Annotated in this window: 22 protein-coding genes; 16 read left to right on the top strand and 6 right to left on the bottom strand. The window is 50.7% G+C overall.

Translation table 11 applies throughout. The annotated features are described in order from the left end of the window. Window positions 1-5: 5 nt before the first annotated feature. The 10 genes from secY to INF61_RS22120 all read left to right on the top strand — a co-directional run bounded on the left by secY (window position 6) and on the right by INF61_RS22120 (window position 5,663). Window positions 6-1,337 (top strand): preprotein translocase subunit SecY, encoded by a 1,332-nt coding sequence (gene secY / locus INF61_RS22165; RefSeq protein WP_003863305.1) that lies wholly within the window; start codon window positions 6-8, stop codon window positions 1,335-1,337. 31 nt (window positions 1,338-1,368) lie between these two features. Further along, window positions 1,369-1,485, top strand: a complete 117-nt coding sequence (gene rpmJ / locus INF61_RS22160) for a 50S ribosomal protein L36 (RefSeq protein WP_000868187.1) — start codon at window positions 1,369-1,371, stop codon at window positions 1,483-1,485. Between the two features lie 146 nt (window positions 1,486-1,631). After that, the gene (gene rpsM, locus INF61_RS22155) at window positions 1,632-1,988 is read left to right on the top strand and encodes a 30S ribosomal protein S13 (RefSeq protein WP_003863308.1); all 357 of its coding nucleotides are present in this window, start codon (window positions 1,632-1,634) and stop codon (window positions 1,986-1,988) included. Between the two features lie 16 nt (window positions 1,989-2,004). Continuing rightward, window positions 2,005-2,394: a 30S ribosomal protein S11 gene (gene rpsK, locus INF61_RS22150; RefSeq protein WP_003863312.1), complete on the top strand. Its 390-nt coding sequence runs from the start codon at window positions 2,005-2,007 to the stop codon at window positions 2,392-2,394. Window positions 2,395-2,426: 32 nt separating this feature from the next. Continuing rightward, window positions 2,427-3,047, top strand: coding sequence for a 30S ribosomal protein S4 (gene rpsD / locus INF61_RS22145; RefSeq protein WP_003863314.1), 621 nt, complete (start codon window positions 2,427-2,429; stop codon window positions 3,045-3,047). A gap of 25 nt (window positions 3,048-3,072) precedes the next feature. Beyond that, on the top strand, window positions 3,073-4,062 hold the full coding sequence (rpoA, locus tag INF61_RS22140) for a DNA-directed RNA polymerase subunit alpha (RefSeq protein ID WP_002919219.1): 990 nt from the start codon (window positions 3,073-3,075) through the stop codon (window positions 4,060-4,062). Between the two features lie 40 nt (window positions 4,063-4,102). Beyond that, entirely contained in the window at window positions 4,103-4,486 is a 384-nt protein-coding gene (rplQ, locus tag INF61_RS22135) for a 50S ribosomal protein L17 (protein WP_001216368.1), read from the top strand. Between the two features lie 107 nt (window positions 4,487-4,593). Beyond that, entirely contained in the window at window positions 4,594-4,962 is a 369-nt protein-coding gene (locus INF61_RS22130) for a DUF1992 domain-containing protein (protein ID WP_017693882.1), read from the top strand. Window positions 4,963-4,964: 2 nt separating this feature from the next. Beyond that, the gene (gene zntR / locus INF61_RS22125; RefSeq protein WP_003863328.1) at window positions 4,965-5,390 is read left to right on the top strand and encodes a Zn(2+)-responsive transcriptional regulator; all 426 of its coding nucleotides are present in this window, start codon (window positions 4,965-4,967) and stop codon (window positions 5,388-5,390) included. A 57-nt stretch (window positions 5,391-5,447) separates the two neighbouring features. Beyond that, complete coding sequence (locus INF61_RS22120) at window positions 5,448-5,663, top strand: alternative ribosome-rescue factor A (RefSeq protein WP_017383729.1); 216 nt, start codon at window positions 5,448-5,450, stop codon at window positions 5,661-5,663. Here INF61_RS22120 and mscL read toward each other — a convergent pair whose 3' ends face one another. The 5 genes from mscL to def all read right to left on the bottom strand — a co-directional run bounded on the left by mscL (window position 5,664) and on the right by def (window position 10,443). Then, window positions 5,664-6,077, bottom strand: coding sequence for a large-conductance mechanosensitive channel protein MscL (mscL, locus tag INF61_RS22115; RefSeq protein ID WP_193548128.1), 414 nt, complete (start codon window positions 6,075-6,077; stop codon window positions 5,664-5,666). 146 nt (window positions 6,078-6,223) lie between these two features. Beyond that, a complete protein-coding gene (gene trkA, locus INF61_RS22110) occupies window positions 6,224-7,600 on the bottom strand; it encodes a Trk system potassium transporter TrkA (RefSeq protein WP_003863337.1) in 1,377 nt (458 codons plus the stop codon). A 22-nt stretch (window positions 7,601-7,622) separates the two neighbouring features. Beyond that, on the bottom strand, window positions 7,623-8,909 hold the full coding sequence (rsmB, locus tag INF61_RS22105) for a 16S rRNA (cytosine(967)-C(5))-methyltransferase RsmB (protein ID WP_026094340.1): 1,287 nt from the start codon (window positions 8,907-8,909) through the stop codon (window positions 7,623-7,625). Between the two features lie 52 nt (window positions 8,910-8,961). Then, the gene (gene fmt / locus INF61_RS22100; RefSeq protein ID WP_017693884.1) at window positions 8,962-9,909 is read right to left on the bottom strand and encodes a methionyl-tRNA formyltransferase; all 948 of its coding nucleotides are present in this window, start codon (window positions 9,907-9,909) and stop codon (window positions 8,962-8,964) included. Between the two features lie 24 nt (window positions 9,910-9,933). Continuing rightward, window positions 9,934-10,443, bottom strand: a complete 510-nt coding sequence (def, locus tag INF61_RS22095) for a peptide deformylase (RefSeq protein WP_006812188.1) — start codon at window positions 10,441-10,443, stop codon at window positions 9,934-9,936. Between the two features lie 127 nt (window positions 10,444-10,570). Here def and dprA point away from each other — a divergent pair, with 127 nt between their 5' ends. Genes dprA through INF61_RS22065 form a run of 6 tightly spaced genes read left to right on the top strand, consistent with a single transcriptional unit; the run spans window position 10,571 to window position 14,354 of the window. Beyond that, on the top strand, window positions 10,571-11,695 hold the full coding sequence (gene dprA, locus INF61_RS22090; protein WP_017383726.1) for a DNA-protecting protein DprA: 1,125 nt from the start codon (window positions 10,571-10,573) through the stop codon (window positions 11,693-11,695). Further along, complete coding sequence (smg, locus tag INF61_RS22085; protein WP_000460665.1) at window positions 11,667-12,140, top strand: DUF494 family protein Smg; 474 nt, start codon at window positions 11,667-11,669, stop codon at window positions 12,138-12,140. Before dprA ends, smg begins: the two co-directional genes overlap by 29 nt. A gap of 26 nt (window positions 12,141-12,166) precedes the next feature. Then, window positions 12,167-12,721, top strand: coding sequence for a topoisomerase DNA-binding C4 zinc finger domain-containing protein (locus INF61_RS22080; protein WP_193548127.1), 555 nt, complete (start codon window positions 12,167-12,169; stop codon window positions 12,719-12,721). Next, entirely contained in the window at window positions 12,714-13,286 is a 573-nt protein-coding gene (tsaC, locus tag INF61_RS22075; RefSeq protein WP_017693886.1) for an L-threonylcarbamoyladenylate synthase type 1 TsaC, read from the top strand. The genes INF61_RS22080 and tsaC overlap by 8 nt, the downstream gene beginning before the upstream one ends. A 4-nt stretch (window positions 13,287-13,290) precedes the next feature. Continuing rightward, window positions 13,291-14,109: a shikimate dehydrogenase gene (aroE, locus tag INF61_RS22070; protein WP_015571399.1), complete on the top strand. Its 819-nt coding sequence runs from the start codon at window positions 13,291-13,293 to the stop codon at window positions 14,107-14,109. After that, window positions 14,106-14,354, top strand: a complete 249-nt coding sequence (locus INF61_RS22065) for a DUF1488 domain-containing protein (RefSeq protein ID WP_015571398.1) — start codon at window positions 14,106-14,108, stop codon at window positions 14,352-14,354. Before aroE ends, INF61_RS22065 begins: the two co-directional genes overlap by 4 nt. Here INF61_RS22065 and INF61_RS22060 read toward each other — a convergent pair. Beyond that, entirely contained in the window at window positions 14,330-14,884 is a 555-nt protein-coding gene (locus INF61_RS22060) for a gamma carbonic anhydrase family protein (RefSeq protein ID WP_003863357.1), read from the bottom strand. The genes INF61_RS22065 and INF61_RS22060 overlap by 25 nt on opposite strands. Between the last annotated feature and the right edge of the window lie 509 nt (window positions 14,885-15,393).

Genomic DNA, 15,393 nt, shown 5'->3' with positions numbered 1-15,393 from the left:
AGCAGATGGCTAAGCAACCGGGATTAGATTTTCAAAGTGCCAAAGGTGGATTTGGCGAGCTGAAACGCAGACTGCTGTTTGTAATCGGCGCGCTGATTGTGTTCCGTATTGGCTCTTTTATTCCGATCCCTGGTATTGATGCCGCTGTACTTGCCAAACTGCTTGAGCAACAGCGAGGCACCATCATTGAAATGTTCAACATGTTCTCTGGTGGTGCTCTCAGCCGTGCTTCTATTTTCGCACTGGGTATTATGCCGTACATTTCGGCATCGATTATTATCCAGCTGCTGACGGTCGTTCATCCGGCCCTGGCAGAGTTGAAGAAAGAAGGGGAGTCTGGACGTCGTAAGATTAGCCAGTACACCCGTTACGGCACTCTGGTGCTGGCAATATTCCAGTCGATCGGTATTGCTACCGGTCTTCCGAATATGCCTGGTATGCAGGGCCTGGTATTAAACCCAGGCTTTGCATTCTATTTCACCGCTGTTGTAAGTCTGGTCACAGGGACCATGTTCCTGATGTGGCTCGGCGAACAGATTACTGAACGAGGTATCGGTAACGGTATCTCAATCATTATCTTCGCCGGTATCGTTGCGGGTCTCCCGCCGGCCATCGCCCATACTATCGAGCAAGCGCGTCAAGGCGACCTGCACTTCCTCCTGTTGCTGTTGGTTGCAGTATTAGTATTTGCAGTGACGTTCTTTGTTGTCTTCGTTGAACGTGGTCAACGCCGCATTGTGGTGAACTACGCTAAACGTCAGCAGGGTCGTCGTGTCTATGCTGCACAGAGCACACATTTACCGCTGAAAGTGAATATGGCGGGGGTTATCCCGGCTATCTTCGCTTCCAGTATTATTCTGTTCCCGGCAACCATCGCGTCATGGTTCGGGGGCGGTACTGGTTGGAACTGGCTGACAACAATTTCGCTGTATTTGCAGCCTGGGCAACCACTTTATGTGTTACTCTATGCGTCTGCGATCATCTTCTTCTGTTTCTTCTACACGGCGTTGGTCTTCAACCCGCGTGAAACAGCAGATAACCTGAAGAAGTCCGGTGCATTTGTACCAGGAATTCGTCCGGGAGAGCAAACGGCGAAGTATATCGATAAAGTAATGACTCGCCTGACTTTGGTTGGTGCGCTTTATATTACTTTTATCTGCCTGATCCCGGAGTTCATGCGTGATGCAATGAAAGTACCGTTCTACTTCGGTGGGACCTCACTGCTTATCGTTGTGGTCGTGATTATGGACTTTATGGCTCAAGTGCAAACTCTGATGATGTCCAGTCAGTATGAGTCTGCATTGAAGAAGGCGAACCTGAAAGGCTACGGCCGCTAACTGGTCGCCTGAGAAGTTACGGAGAGTAAAAATGAAAGTTCGTGCTTCCGTCAAGAAATTATGCCGTAACTGCAAAATCGTTAAGCGTGATGGTGTCATCCGTGTGATTTGCAGTGCCGAGCCGAAGCATAAACAGCGCCAAGGCTGATTATTTCGCATATTTTTCTTGCAAAGTTGGGTTGAGCTGGCTAGATTAGCCAGCCAATCTTTTGTATGTCTGTACGTTTCCATTTGAGTATCCTGAAAACGGGCTTTTCAGCATGGTGCGTACATATTAAATAGTAGGAGTGCATAGTGGCCCGTATAGCAGGCATTAACATTCCTGATCAGAAACATGCTGTGATCGCATTAACTTCGATCTATGGCGTCGGCAAGACCCGTTCTAAAGCCATTCTGGCTGCAGCGGGTATCGCTGAAGATGTTAAGATCAGTGAGCTGTCTGAAGAACAAATCGACACGCTGCGTGACGAAGTTGCCAAATTTGTCGTTGAAGGTGATCTGCGCCGTGAAATCAGCATGAGCATCAAGCGCCTGATGGATCTTGGTTGCTATCGCGGTTTGCGTCATCGTCGTGGTCTGCCAGTGCGCGGTCAGCGTACTAAGACCAACGCACGTACCCGTAAGGGTCCGCGCAAACCGATAAAGAAATAATCGGGGTGATTGAATAATGGCAAAGGCACCAGTTCGTGCACGTAAACGTGTAAGAAAACAAGTCTCTGACGGCGTGGCTCATATCCATGCTTCTTTCAACAACACCATCGTTACTATTACTGATCGTCAGGGTAACGCATTGGGTTGGGCAACAGCCGGTGGTTCCGGTTTCCGTGGTTCTCGCAAATCCACTCCGTTCGCAGCTCAGGTTGCAGCAGAGCGTTGCGCTGAAGCCGTAAAAGAATACGGCATCAAGAATCTGGAAGTTATGGTTAAAGGTCCGGGTCCGGGTCGTGAATCTACTGTTCGCGCTCTGAACGCCGCTGGTTTCCGCATCACGAATATTACTGATGTGACTCCGATCCCTCATAACGGTTGTCGTCCGCCGAAAAAACGTCGCGTATAACGCTCGTTTTTTAGGTTAGTTGGAGATAGAAAATGGCAAGATATTTGGGTCCTAAGCTCAAGCTGAGCCGTCGTGAGGGCACCGACTTATTCCTTAAGTCTGGCGTTCGCGCGATCGATACCAAGTGTAAAATTGAACAAGCTCCTGGCCAGCACGGTGCGCGTAAACCGCGTCTGTCTGACTATGGTGTGCAGTTGCGTGAAAAGCAAAAAGTTCGCCGTATCTACGGTGTGCTGGAGCGTCAGTTCCGTAACTACTATAAAGAAGCAGCACGTCTGAAAGGCAACACAGGTGAAAACCTGCTGGCTCTGCTGGAAGGTCGTCTGGACAACGTTGTATACCGTATGGGCTTCGGCGCGACTCGTGCTGAATCACGCCAGCTGGTTAGCCATAAAGCAATCATGGTAAACGGTCGTGTTGTTAACATCGCTTCTTATCAGGTTAAAGCGAATGACGTTGTTAGCATTCGTGAGAAAGCGAAAAAGCAATCTCGCGTGAAAGCCGCTCTGGAGCTGGCTGAGCAGCGTGAAAAGCCAACCTGGCTGGAAGTTGATGCTGGCAAGATGGAAGGTACGTTCAAGCGTCAGCCAGAACGTTCTGATCTGTCTGCGGACATTAACGAACACCTGATCGTCGAGCTTTACTCCAAGTAAAGCTTAGTACCAAAGAGAGGACACAATGCAGGGTTCTGTGACAGAGTTTCTAAAACCGCGCCTGGTAGATATCGAGCAAGTGAGTTCGACGCACGCCAAGGTGACCCTTGAGCCTTTAGAGCGTGGCTTTGGCCATACTCTGGGTAACGCACTGCGCCGTATTCTGCTCTCATCGATGCCGGGTTGCGCGGTGACCGAGGTTGAGATTGATGGTGTACTTCATGAGTACAGCACCAAAGAAGGCGTTCAGGAAGATATCCTTGAAATCCTGCTCAACCTGAAAGGGCTGGCGGTGAGAGTTCAGGGTAAAGATGAAGTTATTCTTACTCTGAATAAATCTGGCATTGGCCCTGTGACTGCAGCCGACATCACCCACGACGGTGATGTTGAAATCGTCAAGCCGCAGCACGTGATCTGCCACCTGACCGATGAGAACGCAGCTATTAGCATGCGTATCAAAGTTCAGCGCGGTCGTGGTTATGTGCCGGCTTCTGCCCGAATTCATTCGGAAGAAGATGAGCGCCCAATCGGCCGTCTGCTGGTCGACGCATGTTACAGCCCTGTAGAGCGTATTGCCTACAATGTTGAAGCAGCGCGTGTAGAACAGCGTACCGACCTGGACAAGCTGGTCATCGAAATGGAAACCAATGGCACAATCGATCCTGAAGAGGCGATTCGTCGTGCGGCAACCATCCTGGCAGAACAACTGGAAGCTTTCGTTGACTTACGTGATGTACGTCAGCCGGAAGTGAAAGAAGAGAAACCAGAATTCGATCCGATCCTGCTGCGCCCTGTTGACGATCTGGAATTGACTGTCCGCTCTGCTAACTGCCTCAAGGCAGAAGCTATCCACTATATCGGTGATCTGGTACAGCGTACCGAGGTTGAGTTGCTGAAAACGCCGAACCTGGGTAAAAAATCTCTTACCGAGATTAAAGACGTGCTGGCTTCACGTGGTCTGTCTCTGGGCATGCGCCTGGAAAACTGGCCACCAGCAAGCATTGCTGACGAGTAACCGGATCACAGGTTAAGGTTTTACTGAGAAGGATAAGGTCATGCGCCATCGTAAGAGTGGTCGTCAACTGAACCGCAACAGCAGCCATCGCCAGGCTATGTTCCGCAACATGGCAGGTTCACTGGTTCGTCATGAAATCATCAAGACGACCCTGCCTAAAGCGAAAGAGCTGCGTCGCGTAGTTGAGCCGCTGATTACTCTTGCCAAGACTGACAGCGTTGCTAATCGTCGTCTGGCATTCGCCCGTACTCGTGATAACGAGATCGTGGCAAAACTGTTTAACGAACTGGGCCCGCGTTTCGCGAGCCGTGCCGGTGGTTACACTCGCATTCTGAAGTGTGGCTTCCGTGCAGGCGACAACGCGCCGATGGCTTACATCGAGCTGGTTGATCGTTCAGAGAAAGCAGAAGCTGCTGCAGAGTAATCTGTAGTAACGTAAAAAAACCCGCCTCGGCGGGTTTTTTTATATCCGCAGAATCTCCACTTATCTACAATGTCTGTATCTTTTCTGCTCACCCCCTGGAGTTCATTATGTGGTTGCTCGATCAGTGGGCTGAACGCCATATTTGCGATGCCCAAAACAAAGGCGAGTTCGAAAATCTTCCCGGTAGCGGTGAGCCGCTGATTCTGGACGATGATTCACATATTCCCCCTGAATTACGGGCCGGTTATCGCTTACTGAAAAACGCAGGTTGTTTACCGCCTGAACTTCAGCAACGCAATGAAGCCGTCGAGCTTGCCGATCTGCTTAAAGGCATTCATAAGAATGACCCGCGGTACTCCGAAATCAGTCGTCGGTTGGCGCTCATCGAGCTAAAACTGCGCCAGATAGGAATGAATACTGACTTTTTGCATGGTGAGTACAGTGAAAGGTTAATGCAAAAAATAAACGAGGAGTAGCCATGTACCGCATAGGTGAACTTGCGAAGCTTGCTAACGTAACGCCGGATACTATCCGCTACTACGAAAAGCAGCAGATGATCGATCATGAGGTCAGAACGGAAGGTGGATTTCGCCTTTATACGGATAACGACCTGCAACGCCTTCGTTTTATCCGCTATGCACGGCAACTCGGCTTCACGCTGGAGTCGATCCGTGAACTGCTGTCGATCCGTATCGATCCTGAACATCATACGTGTCAGGAATCTAAAAGCATCGTTCAGGCCCGGCTGGATGAAGTTGAAGGACGCATTCAGGAGCTGCAAGCCATGCAGCGATCTTTGCAAAGGTTAAATGACGCGTGCTGCGGTACCGCTCATAGCAGTGTTTATTGCTCAATACTGGAAGCTCTTGAACAGGGCGCCAGTAGTGAAACTCAGGGTTGTTGATTTTTTATCAGCCAGGGACTAGACTCCCGCCGACATTAACTATGCTCAGGAGAAATGATGAGCCGCTATCAGCATACGAAGGGACAAATTAAGGATAACGCCATTGAGGCATTGCTTCACGACCCGCTTTTCAGACAGCGTGTTGAGAAGAACAAGAAAGGAAAAGGGAGTTATCTACGTAAAGGTAAACATGCACAACGGGGTAACTGGGAGGCCAGTGGCAAGCAAGCTAATCGCTTTTTTACCACTGGCCTTTCTGTTTCTGTCGCCTGATCAAACGCGTTTGTTCTGCTCTTTTAACAGATCGCGAATTTCAGTCAGTAAGACTTCTTCTTTAGTGGGTGCTGGCGGGGCAGCAGCCGGTTCTTCTTTTTTACGGTTAAGTCTGTTGATAAGTTTGATCGCCATGAAAATGGCAAATGCCACGATCACGAAATCAAATACGTTCTGAATGAATACGCCATAGTGCATTACAACCGCAGGGATATCGCCCTGAGCCTCCCGAAGGGTGAAGGCGAACTGTTTGAAATCAATGCCTCCAATCAACAGCCCTAACGGCGGCATAATAATGTCGGCGACTAATGATGAAACGATCTTACCGAACGCCGCACCAATAATGACACCCACAGCCAAATCCACCACATTCCCGCGCATCGCAAATTCGCGAAACTCTTTAATAAAACTCATTATGTTCTCCTTGTACCAGCTGACGCCTATAAGTTTAACAAATGATTAGCTAATTGCCATTGGGGATAAATAATCGTTATGAAAAATAAAAGGCATGAAAATTAGAAGGTTAATATTTGGGTGCTCTCGTCTGAGCACCCAAATCATTACAAGAAGAACGGGCTTGGCTGGAATAAACGCTCGACGTCGGTAATAAATTTTTTATCGGTCAGGAACATAATAACGTGGTCACCCTGCTCAATACGTAAATTATCATTGGCGATCATGACATCGTTACCTCGCACTACGGCGCCGATAATGGTGCCTGGTGGAAGTTTAATTTCGTCGATCGCGCGACCAACAACGCGCGACGTCGTTTCATCCCCATGAGCGACGGCTTCAATGGCTTCAGCAACACCACGACGAAGAGACGACACGCCGACAATATCCGCTTTACGTACATGGCTTAGCAGGGCAGAAATGGTGGCTTGCTGAGGTGAAATAGCAATATCAATTACGCTACCCTGTACCAGGTCGACATAAGCCTTACGCTGGATAAGCACCATTACTTTTTTCGCCCCCATACGTTTAGCGAGCATGGCGGACATAATATTCGCTTCGTCGTCGTTGGTGACGGCAATAAAAAGATCAACCTGATCGATATGCTCTTCGGCCAGCAATTCCTGATCCGAAGCATCGCCATAAAACACGATAGTATTCTGAAGCTTTTCAGCCAGCTCCGACGCGCGCTGTTGATCTCGTTCAATCAGCTTCACGCTGTAGTCTTTTTCCAGCCGTCTCGCCAGACCTGCGCCAATATTACCGCCGCCAACCAGCATAATACGTTTATATGGTTTTTCGAGACGCTGAAGTTCACTCATCACCGCACGGATATGCTGAGAAGCCGCAATAAAGAAGACTTCATCCCCGGCTTCGACAATGGTGGACCCTTGCGGACGAATAGGTCTGTCGTGACGGAAAATCGCCGCAACACGCGTATCGATATGTGGCATATGCTCGCGCATTGTCGACAGGGCATTACCAATCAGCGGGCCGCCGTAATAAGCCTTCACAACCGCCAGGCTTACTTTTCCTTCCGCAAAGTTCACAACCTGCAACGCGCCCGGGTACTCAATCAGACGATAAATACTGTCGATAACCAGCTGTTCAGGGGCAATAAGATGGTCGATAGGTACTGCTTCGGAATTAAACAGCTTTTCCGCATCCCGGACATAGTCCGGGGAGCGAATGCGGGCGATGCGGTTCGGTGTGTTGAAAAGCGAGTAGGCCACCTGACATGCAACCATGTTGGTTTCATCTGAACTGGTTACTGCAACCAGCATGTCGGCATCGTCTGCGCCCGCCTCCCGAAGCACACGTGGGTGAGAGCCGTGCCCCTGTACAACACGAAGATCAAACTTGTCCTGCAAAACGCGCAGGCGATCGCCATTGGTATCCACAATGGTGATATCGTTGTTTTCGCCCACGAGATTTTCCGCCAGCGTTCCGCCAACTTGCCCTGCGCCCAGAATGATAATTTTCATCTTTCGTGACCTGTTCTCAACATCACTCTTTGATTAGCTTAGCGTAAAAGAAACCATCACCCTCTTCTGCGCCCGGCAGGTTTTGCAGACCCGGGTGCTCAGGTGTTCCCGTATCATGCAGCGTAGCGTCCGGGGTGCGTTTCAGGAAAGCCGCAATTTGCTGACTGTTCTCTTCCGGAAGAACAGAGCAGGTTGCATACACCAGGGTTCCGCCGGGTTTGAGATGCGGCCAGATGGCATCCAGAATTTCGGATTGCAACTGGGCAAGCTCCTTGATATCACGATCGCGACGCAGCCATTTGATATCGGGATGACGACGAATCACGCCGGTTGCAGAGCAAGGGGCGTCCAGCAAAATACGATCGAACCGGGTATCACCACACCAGTCTGCGGGTTTACGTCCATCGCCTTGCTTAACCTGTGCTTTCATACCCAGACGCTTGAGGTTGTCATAGACGCGTGAAAGACGCTGCTCATCAACATCCACGGCCATCACGCTGGCCTGCGGCGCCACTTCCAGAATATGCGTTGTTTTCCCCCCTGGCGCTGCACAGAGATCAAGGATCTGCTCCCCGTCTTTCGGTTCAAGCCAGGTCATGCAGCCCTGAGCGGATGCGTCCTGTACCGTTACCCAGCCCTCTTCAAAACCGGGTAATGCATGTACCGGTGCAGGGGAGGCTAAACGAACCGCATCAGGATAAGCAGCGTGTGTGAAGCCGCTCATTCCGGCCTCTTCCAGCAGGGCCAGCCATGCGTCGCGGGTATGATGGTTACGATTGACGCGTAACCACATCGGCGGACGTTGGTTATTGGCATCCACAATGTCTTGCCATTGCTGTGGGTAGGCTTTTTTAAGGCGATTCAGCAGCCATTCAGGGTGCAGGAAGCGCGATTCGCTTTGCGCAAATTCTGCCAGCAGTTCGTCCTGCTGACGCTGGAACTGACGCAGCACGCCGTTAATCAATCCTTTCAGCTGGGGACGTTTAATCGCAACGGCACCCTCCACTGTCTCAGCCAGCGCAGCATGAGGTGGAATGCGGGTATGAAGAAGCTGGTAGAAACCGACCATGATCAAATAATGCACGGTACGCTGCTTGCCGCTCATCGGGCGTGACATCAGCTTATTAATTAACCATTCAAGCTGAGAGAGGGTGCGCAGCACGCCAAAGCATAGCTCCTGAAGCAGTGCTTTGTCTTTATCGGAAACCTTTTGTTGCAGTGGAGGCAGGACATTACTCAGTGACTGGCCCTGCTCGATAACCTGCTCAACGGCCTGAGCCGCCATAGTGCGTAGATTTTGTCTTTTCATAACCGTAAAAATAAAAATGCCCGGAAACACCGGGCCTTAAGAGTAAATTTTTTCAGGCAAGGCGATTGCCAGGGATGAACCATTCACGACGGGAATTTAATAGATCCTGCGCGCTCATTGCCTTTTTACCGGCCGGTTGCAGCGATTCAAGATTCAGGATCCCTTCTCCGGTCGCAACCTGGATACCGTTTTTGCTGGCGTCGATAATCGTACCGGGCTCTGCCGAAGTATTGCCGTTAATAACTGAAGCTTTCCAGACTTTCACTGGCTGCTCATCAATCATCAACCAGCTCATCGGCCATGGATTAAAAGCGCGGATACAGCGTTCGAGTTGAGCTGCTGACAGGGACCAGTCGATCCGGGCTTCTTCTTTACTCAGTTTTTCAGCATAGGTCACCTGTGCCTCATCCTGCACTTCAGGTGTCGCTGTATTATCAGCAAGCTGTTGCAACGTCTCAATCAGCCCCTGCGGACCGAGATCCGCCAGCTTGTCATACAGCGTGGCGCTGGTATCTTCTGCGGTAATGGGACACGCCAGTTTATACAGCATGTCGCCCGTGTCTAAACCTACGTCCATCTTCATGATTGTCACGCCAGTTTCAGCATCGCCTGCCCACAGAGCGCGCTGAATAGGGGCTGCACCACGCCAGCGTGGGAGCAAGGAACCATGAACGTTAACACAGCCCAGGCGGGGCATATCGAGTACCGCTTTCGGCAGAATGAGGCCGTAAGCCACAACTACCATCACGTCAGCGTTCAGGTCTGCCACTAACTGCTGGTTTTCCTGAGGTCGTAATGATGCAGGTTGGAAAACCGGCAAACCATGCGTTTCTGCCAGCACTTTAACCGGGCCAGGCATCAGTTTTTTACCGCGGCCAGCCGGACGATCAGGCTGAGTAAATACGCCAACAATCTGATGACCAGACGATAGCAGCGCGTCGAGATGACGCGCCGCAAAATCAGGGGTACCCGCGAAGATTATACGTAGTGATGTAGACACGTTATTCCTTGTATCCGGGGGGCGTTAAGCGCGAGAACGTAAACGATCCAGTTTCTCAACTTTCTGACGAATACGCTGTTGCTTCAGCGGTGAGAGGTAATCGATAAACAGCTTACCGACCAGGTGATCCATCTCATGCTGAATGCAAATCGCCAGCAGATCGTCGGCTTCCAGCTCAAACGGATTGCCGTCACGATCCAGTGCGCGGATTTTAACTTTTTCGGCACGTGGCACCAAAGCGCGCTGTTCAGGGATAGACAGACAGCCTTCCTCAATACCTGTTTCGCCGCTTTTTTCCAGCAGCTCAGGGTTAATCAGCACCAGGCGCTCATCGCGATTTTCAGAAACGTCGATCACAATAATACGTTTGTGAATGTCTACCTGGGTCGCGGCAAGGCCAATGCCTTCTTCAGCGTACATGGTATCGAACATATCATCGACGATACGCTGAATTTCTGCATTCACTTCTTTAACCGGTTCCGCGACGATGCGAAGGCGCTCGTCAGGAATATGTAACACTTGCAAAACTGCCATAAATTTCCAGAGTCGTGTTCAGGAGTTGATAAGAATATTACTTCTATTCTAGACAAATCCCCGGTCGATTGACAGCATCAGTGACCAATCGCAAAGATTGCTGAGGCTGCTTATGGCAGGGAAAAGGATGACGTCCACAGAGATATGGTTACGGCTTATAAACATCGGGTCGTTATACGGTGACGCGATGCTGGAGATTGCGCAGAGGTTGCTTCGCCAGGCAACCGTCGATGCTGAAGCTGTCAACGCGTCAGGGCTTTCGCCCAAACATGGCGTAAAGTTTTTTTCGTTCAGTGAGAGTGAGCTTGAACGTAGTCTGGAATGGCTGGAACACACCGACAACCACCTTCTCACAGCGGATGATCCTCGCTTTCCGCCATTGTTACGTTCTATACCTGATTTTCCCGGGGCGCTATTTGTGCGAGGCCGCGTTGACGTGCTTAATAGCATGCAGCTTGCGGTTGTGGGCAGCCGTGCGCCCTCGTGGTATGGCGAGCGTTGGGGGAAAATGCTGAGTGAACAGCTATCCCAATGTGGCTTTACGATCACCAGTGGCCTGGCTTGCGGCATCGATGGTGTGGCACATCATGCGGCGTTGTCAGCAAAAGGGCGAAGTGTCGCCGTGCTTGGCAATGGTCTTTTTAGTCTCTATCCGCGTCGTCATCACATTCTGGCTGAGCAACTTATCGCTTCAGAGGGGGCGATAGTGTCTGAGTTTTCACTTTCGACATCGCCCAGACCGGGTAACTTTCCACGGCGTAACCGGATCATCAGTGGGTTAAGCCAGGGCGTGCTGGTGGTCGAAGCTGCGATTCGGAGTGGATCGCTGGTTACCGCAAGGTGCGCACTGGAGCAGGGGCGTGAAGTTTTTGCGCTACCCGGCCCGTTGGGGAACCCTGGCTGCGAAGGCCCTCACTGGCTGATAAAACAGGGGGCGACGCTGGTGACCTGTAAAGAGGATATCCTGGAAAATTTGCAATATGGATTGCATTGGTTGCAGGATGATCTCCAAAAGCGACATATTTCATCGGATCAGGAGGCAGTAGCATTGCCATTTCCCAAGCTCCTGGCTAACGTAGGAGATGAGGTAACACCTGTTGACGTTGTCGCTGAACGTGCCGGCCAACCTGTGCCAGTAACGGTAGCACAGCTACTCGAACTGGAGTTAGCAGGGTGGATCGCAGCTGTACCCGGCGGCTATGTCCGATTAAGGAGGGCATGCCATGTTCGACGTACTGATGTATTTGTTTGAGACTTACATCCACAACGAAGCAGAAATGCAGGTGGATCAGGACAAATTAACACGGGATCTGACCGACGCAGGTTTTGAGCGGGAAGATATTTATAATGCGTTGATGTGGCTGGATAAGTTGGCTGATTATCAGGACGGCCTCGCCGAACCGATGCAGCTTGCTTCTGACCCATTGTCTGTGCGCATCTATACAGCTGAAGAGTGTGAAAGGCTGGATGCCAGCTGCCGGGGATTCATTTTATTCCTCGAGCAGATTCAGGTGCTAAACCTCGAAACGAGAGAGATGGTGATAGAGCGCGTCATGGCGCTGGATACTGCTGAGTTTGAACTGGAAGATCTCAAATGGGTGATCCTGATGGTTCTGTTCAACATCCCAGGCTGTGAAAATGCCTATCAGCAAATGGAAGAATTACTCTTTGAAGTGAATGAAGGTATGCTGCATTAATTCTATGTGCAGCAACAAGAGTTGTTATGGCCAAATCAGCACTCTTCACGGTGCATAAAAACGAGCCCTGCCCACAGTGTGGGGCTGAACTTGTTATTCGGTCCGGGAAACACGGTCCGTTTCTCGGTTGTTCACGCTATCCGGAATGTGATTATGTCCGTCCCCTGAAAAGCCAGGCGGACGGACATATCGTCAAAATTCTGGAGGGACAGCTTTGTCCACTCTGTGGCGGCGAACTGGCGCTGCGGCAGGGGCGGTTCGGGATGTTTATCGGATGCAGCCGCTATCCGGAATGTGAACATACGGAACAAATTGATAAACCAGATGAAACGGCAATTGCCTGCCCTCAGTGCCAGCGTGGTCAATTGGTGCAGCGCCGCTCTCGTTATGGCAAGACCTTCCATTCGTGCGATCGCTATCCTGAATGCCAGTTCGTTATCAATTTCAAACCAGTAGCGGGCGTCTGCCCTCATTGCGATTATCTGTTACTTATAGAAAAGAAAACCGCGCAAGGCTTGAAACGCTTTTGCGCCAGTAAACAATGTGGAAAGCCGGTTTCGGCGGATCAAATCAGTGAATAATAACCTGCCATCAGGCTCCATCGCGCAGGCGGTGGACATCCTGAAAAAAGAAGAAGTCATCGCCTATCCAACAGAAGCCGTTTTCGGGGTCGGGTGCGATCCTGACAGCGAAGTCGCCGTTAACCGTCTGCTGGCGCTAAAACAGCGGCCTGTCGAAAAAGGATTGATTTTGATCGCTGCGAACTACGAGCAGCTTAAGCCTTATATTGATGATTCCATGCTGACGCCTGCACAGCGGGAAACCATTTTCTCTGTGTGGCCAGGTCCCGTTACGTTTGTCTTTCCTGCACAACCGACAACGCCGCGCTGGTTAACCGGGCGTTTCGATTCACTCGCGGTACGCGTTACCGACCATCCCTTGGTGGTGGAGTTATGCCAGGCATTTGGTAAACCCCTAGTTTCAACCAGCGCCAACCTGACCGGGCTTCCCCCTTGTCGGACAACAGAAGAAGTTCTGGCGCAGTTCGGGAATGATTTCCCTGTAGCCGTGGGTGAAACCGGGGGTCGTCTTAACCCGTCAGAAATTCGCGATGCCTTGACCGGCGAACGTTTTCGCCAGGGATAATGTTATGGAAACCTATGCTGTTTTTGGTAACCCGATCGCGCACAGCAAGTCGCCTCTGATCCATCAGCTGTTTGCAGAGCAATTGCAGATAGATCACCCGTATGGTCGGGTTCTTGCGCCTGTTGATGCATTTATACCGACGCTGAATAGCTTTTTTGATGCGGGTGGTAAAGGTGCGAACGTCACGGTGCCTTTTAAAGAAGAGGCTTTCGGGCGTGCGGATGAGCTGACCGAGCGTGCCTCGCTCGCTGGTGCCGTCAATACCCTTAAGCGGCTCGAAGATGGTCGCCTTCTGGGCGATAACACCGATGGCATAGGTTTACTCAGCGATCTGGAACGACTGTCGTTTATTAAACCAGGCTTTCGGATCCTGCTGATCGGCGCGGGTGGCGCGTCGCGCGGCGTATTGCTTCCTCTTCTTTCGCTGGATTGTGCGGTGACAATCACCAACCGTACCTTCTCCAGAGCAGAAGAGCTGGCGGCGTTGTTCGCACACACAGGCAGCGTAACTGCGGTAGCACTTGACGATCTCGCGGGTCACGAATTTGATCTTGTAATTAATGCCACCTCAAGCGGTATTAATGGAGAGATCCCGGCGATTCCTGCATCCCTGGTTCATTCCCACATCTACGCCTATGACATGTTTTATCAAAAAGGGAAAACGCCATTTCTGACCTGGTGTGAACAACAGGGGGCAAAACACGTGGCTGATGGTCTGGGCATGCTGGTGGGGCAGGCGGCTCATGCGGTGCTACTCTGGCATGGCGTGTTACCTGCTGTAGAACCGGTGATCGAAAAGCTGAAACAGGAACTGATGGCATGAATCAGGCGATTCATTTTCCCGACAGAGAAATCTGGGATGAAAATAAGCAAGCGGTTTGTTTCCCGGTGCTGGTGCATGGAATGCAGCTCACCTGTGCGATTAAAGGGGAGACGTTGCATCAGCGCTTTGGTGGTTCAGATCCGTTAGCGGTCTTTTGCGAAAATCGCTGGGATCTGGAAGAGGAAGCCAGCGATTTGATCCGCGATCAGCAGGAAGACGATCAGGGTTGGGTCTGGTTATCCTGATCCAGATAGTCATTCTTCCATTTAACGTAATTGTTCGCTGAGTATTTCAATCCTTCGATCTCCGCCTCTTTTAGGGGGCGGATCTGTTTAACCGGACTGCCTAAATAGAGATAGCCACTTTCCAGACGTTTGTTTTGCGGAACAAGGCTTCCTGCGCCAATCATTACGTCATCTTCTACTATGACGCCATCCAGCAAAATCGATCCCATCCCAACGAGAACCCTGTTACCGATTGTGCAGCCGTGGAGCATCACTTTATGACCGACGGTGACATCTTCCCCAATGATGAGCGGATTGCCCTCAGGGTTATAAGATGACTTATGAGTCACATGCAGCACGCTGCCGTCCTGAATATTGGTGCGTGCACCGATTGCAACGTAGTTAACATCGCCCCGGATCGCGACGAGTGGCCAGATGCTGACATCATCGGCCATGCGAACATCACCAATGACCACGCTGCTGGCATCGATCATCACGCGATCGCCTTTTTGGGGGAACAGATCTTTATAAGGACGTAATACTGCAAACATATCTACCTCGATACAGATGAGCGCTATTAAAGAAGACTTTGATCGTATTCCTGGATCGAGGCAAGGCAAAATGCGTCAATTTTTAAGCGGATCGGGTGGGTTTTCAGCGAAAAGAACGGAAAATCATCAGTTGGAAAAAAAGATCTAAAAAATACTTGTGCTAAAAACTGGGATCCCTATAATGCGCCTCCATCGACACGGCGGATGTGAATCACTTCACAGACAACCCGGTCGGCTGAAGAGAAAAAATCCTCAAATAACGGGTTGACTCTGAAGGAGGAAAGCGTAATATACGCCACCTCGCGACAGAGCGCTGAAGCGCGTCGCAACTGCTCTTTAACAATTTATCAGACAATCTGTGTGGGCACTCAAAGTGACATGGATTCTTAATGTCCTCGGACACTAAATGAATACCAAGTCTCAACGAGTGAACACGTAATTCATTACGAAGTTTAATTCATTGAGCATCAAACTTTTAAATTGAAGAGTTTGATCATGGCTCAGATTGA

The sequence above is a fragment of the Enterobacter cloacae complex sp. P18RS genome (genome assembly GCF_014982105.1).
Lineage (GTDB): Bacteria > Pseudomonadota > Gammaproteobacteria > Enterobacterales > Enterobacteriaceae > Enterobacter > Enterobacter hormaechei_C.
The sequence above is the reverse complement of the archived record's forward strand: the minus strand, read 5'-3'. Positions and strand labels throughout refer to the sequence as shown.

What these genes read in the sequence shown, in the direction of transcription:
- rpsD (WP_003863314.1), top strand. Translation starts at nt 2,427, where the DNA reads ATGGCAAGATATTTGGGTCCTAAGCTCAAGCTGAGCCGTCGTGAGGGC.
- INF61_RS22060 (WP_003863357.1), bottom strand. Translation starts at nt 14,884, where the DNA reads ATGTTTGCAGTATTACGTCCTTATAAAGATCTGTTCCCCCAAAAAGGC.
- def (WP_006812188.1), bottom strand. Translation starts at nt 10,443, where the DNA reads ATGGCAGTTTTGCAAGTGTTACATATTCCTGACGAGCGCCTTCGCATC.
- aroE (WP_015571399.1), top strand. Translation starts at nt 13,291, where the DNA reads ATGGAAACCTATGCTGTTTTTGGTAACCCGATCGCGCACAGCAAGTCG.
- INF61_RS22130 (WP_017693882.1), top strand. Translation starts at nt 4,594, where the DNA reads ATGTGGTTGCTCGATCAGTGGGCTGAACGCCATATTTGCGATGCCCAA.
- zntR (WP_003863328.1), top strand. Translation starts at nt 4,965, where the DNA reads ATGTACCGCATAGGTGAACTTGCGAAGCTTGCTAACGTAACGCCGGAT.
- rplQ (WP_001216368.1), top strand. Translation starts at nt 4,103, where the DNA reads ATGCGCCATCGTAAGAGTGGTCGTCAACTGAACCGCAACAGCAGCCAT.
- INF61_RS22120 (WP_017383729.1), top strand. Translation starts at nt 5,448, where the DNA reads ATGAGCCGCTATCAGCATACGAAGGGACAAATTAAGGATAACGCCATT.
- INF61_RS22080 (WP_193548127.1), top strand. Translation starts at nt 12,167, where the DNA reads ATGGCCAAATCAGCACTCTTCACGGTGCATAAAAACGAGCCCTGCCCA.
- secY (WP_003863305.1), top strand. Translation starts at nt 6, where the DNA reads ATGGCTAAGCAACCGGGATTAGATTTTCAAAGTGCCAAAGGTGGATTT.
- rpmJ (WP_000868187.1), top strand. Translation starts at nt 1,369, where the DNA reads ATGAAAGTTCGTGCTTCCGTCAAGAAATTATGCCGTAACTGCAAAATC.
- smg (WP_000460665.1), top strand. Translation starts at nt 11,667, where the DNA reads ATGTTCGACGTACTGATGTATTTGTTTGAGACTTACATCCACAACGAA.
- mscL (WP_193548128.1), bottom strand. Translation starts at nt 6,077, where the DNA reads ATGAGTTTTATTAAAGAGTTTCGCGAATTTGCGATGCGCGGGAATGTG.
- rpsK (WP_003863312.1), top strand. Translation starts at nt 2,005, where the DNA reads ATGGCAAAGGCACCAGTTCGTGCACGTAAACGTGTAAGAAAACAAGTC.
- INF61_RS22065 (WP_015571398.1), top strand. Translation starts at nt 14,106, where the DNA reads ATGAATCAGGCGATTCATTTTCCCGACAGAGAAATCTGGGATGAAAAT.
- rpoA (WP_002919219.1), top strand. Translation starts at nt 3,073, where the DNA reads ATGCAGGGTTCTGTGACAGAGTTTCTAAAACCGCGCCTGGTAGATATC.
- rsmB (WP_026094340.1), bottom strand. Translation starts at nt 8,909, where the DNA reads ATGAAAAGACAAAATCTACGCACTATGGCGGCTCAGGCCGTTGAGCAG.
- dprA (WP_017383726.1), top strand. Translation starts at nt 10,571, where the DNA reads ATGACGTCCACAGAGATATGGTTACGGCTTATAAACATCGGGTCGTTA.
- trkA (WP_003863337.1), bottom strand. Translation starts at nt 7,600, where the DNA reads ATGAAAATTATCATTCTGGGCGCAGGGCAAGTTGGCGGAACGCTGGCG.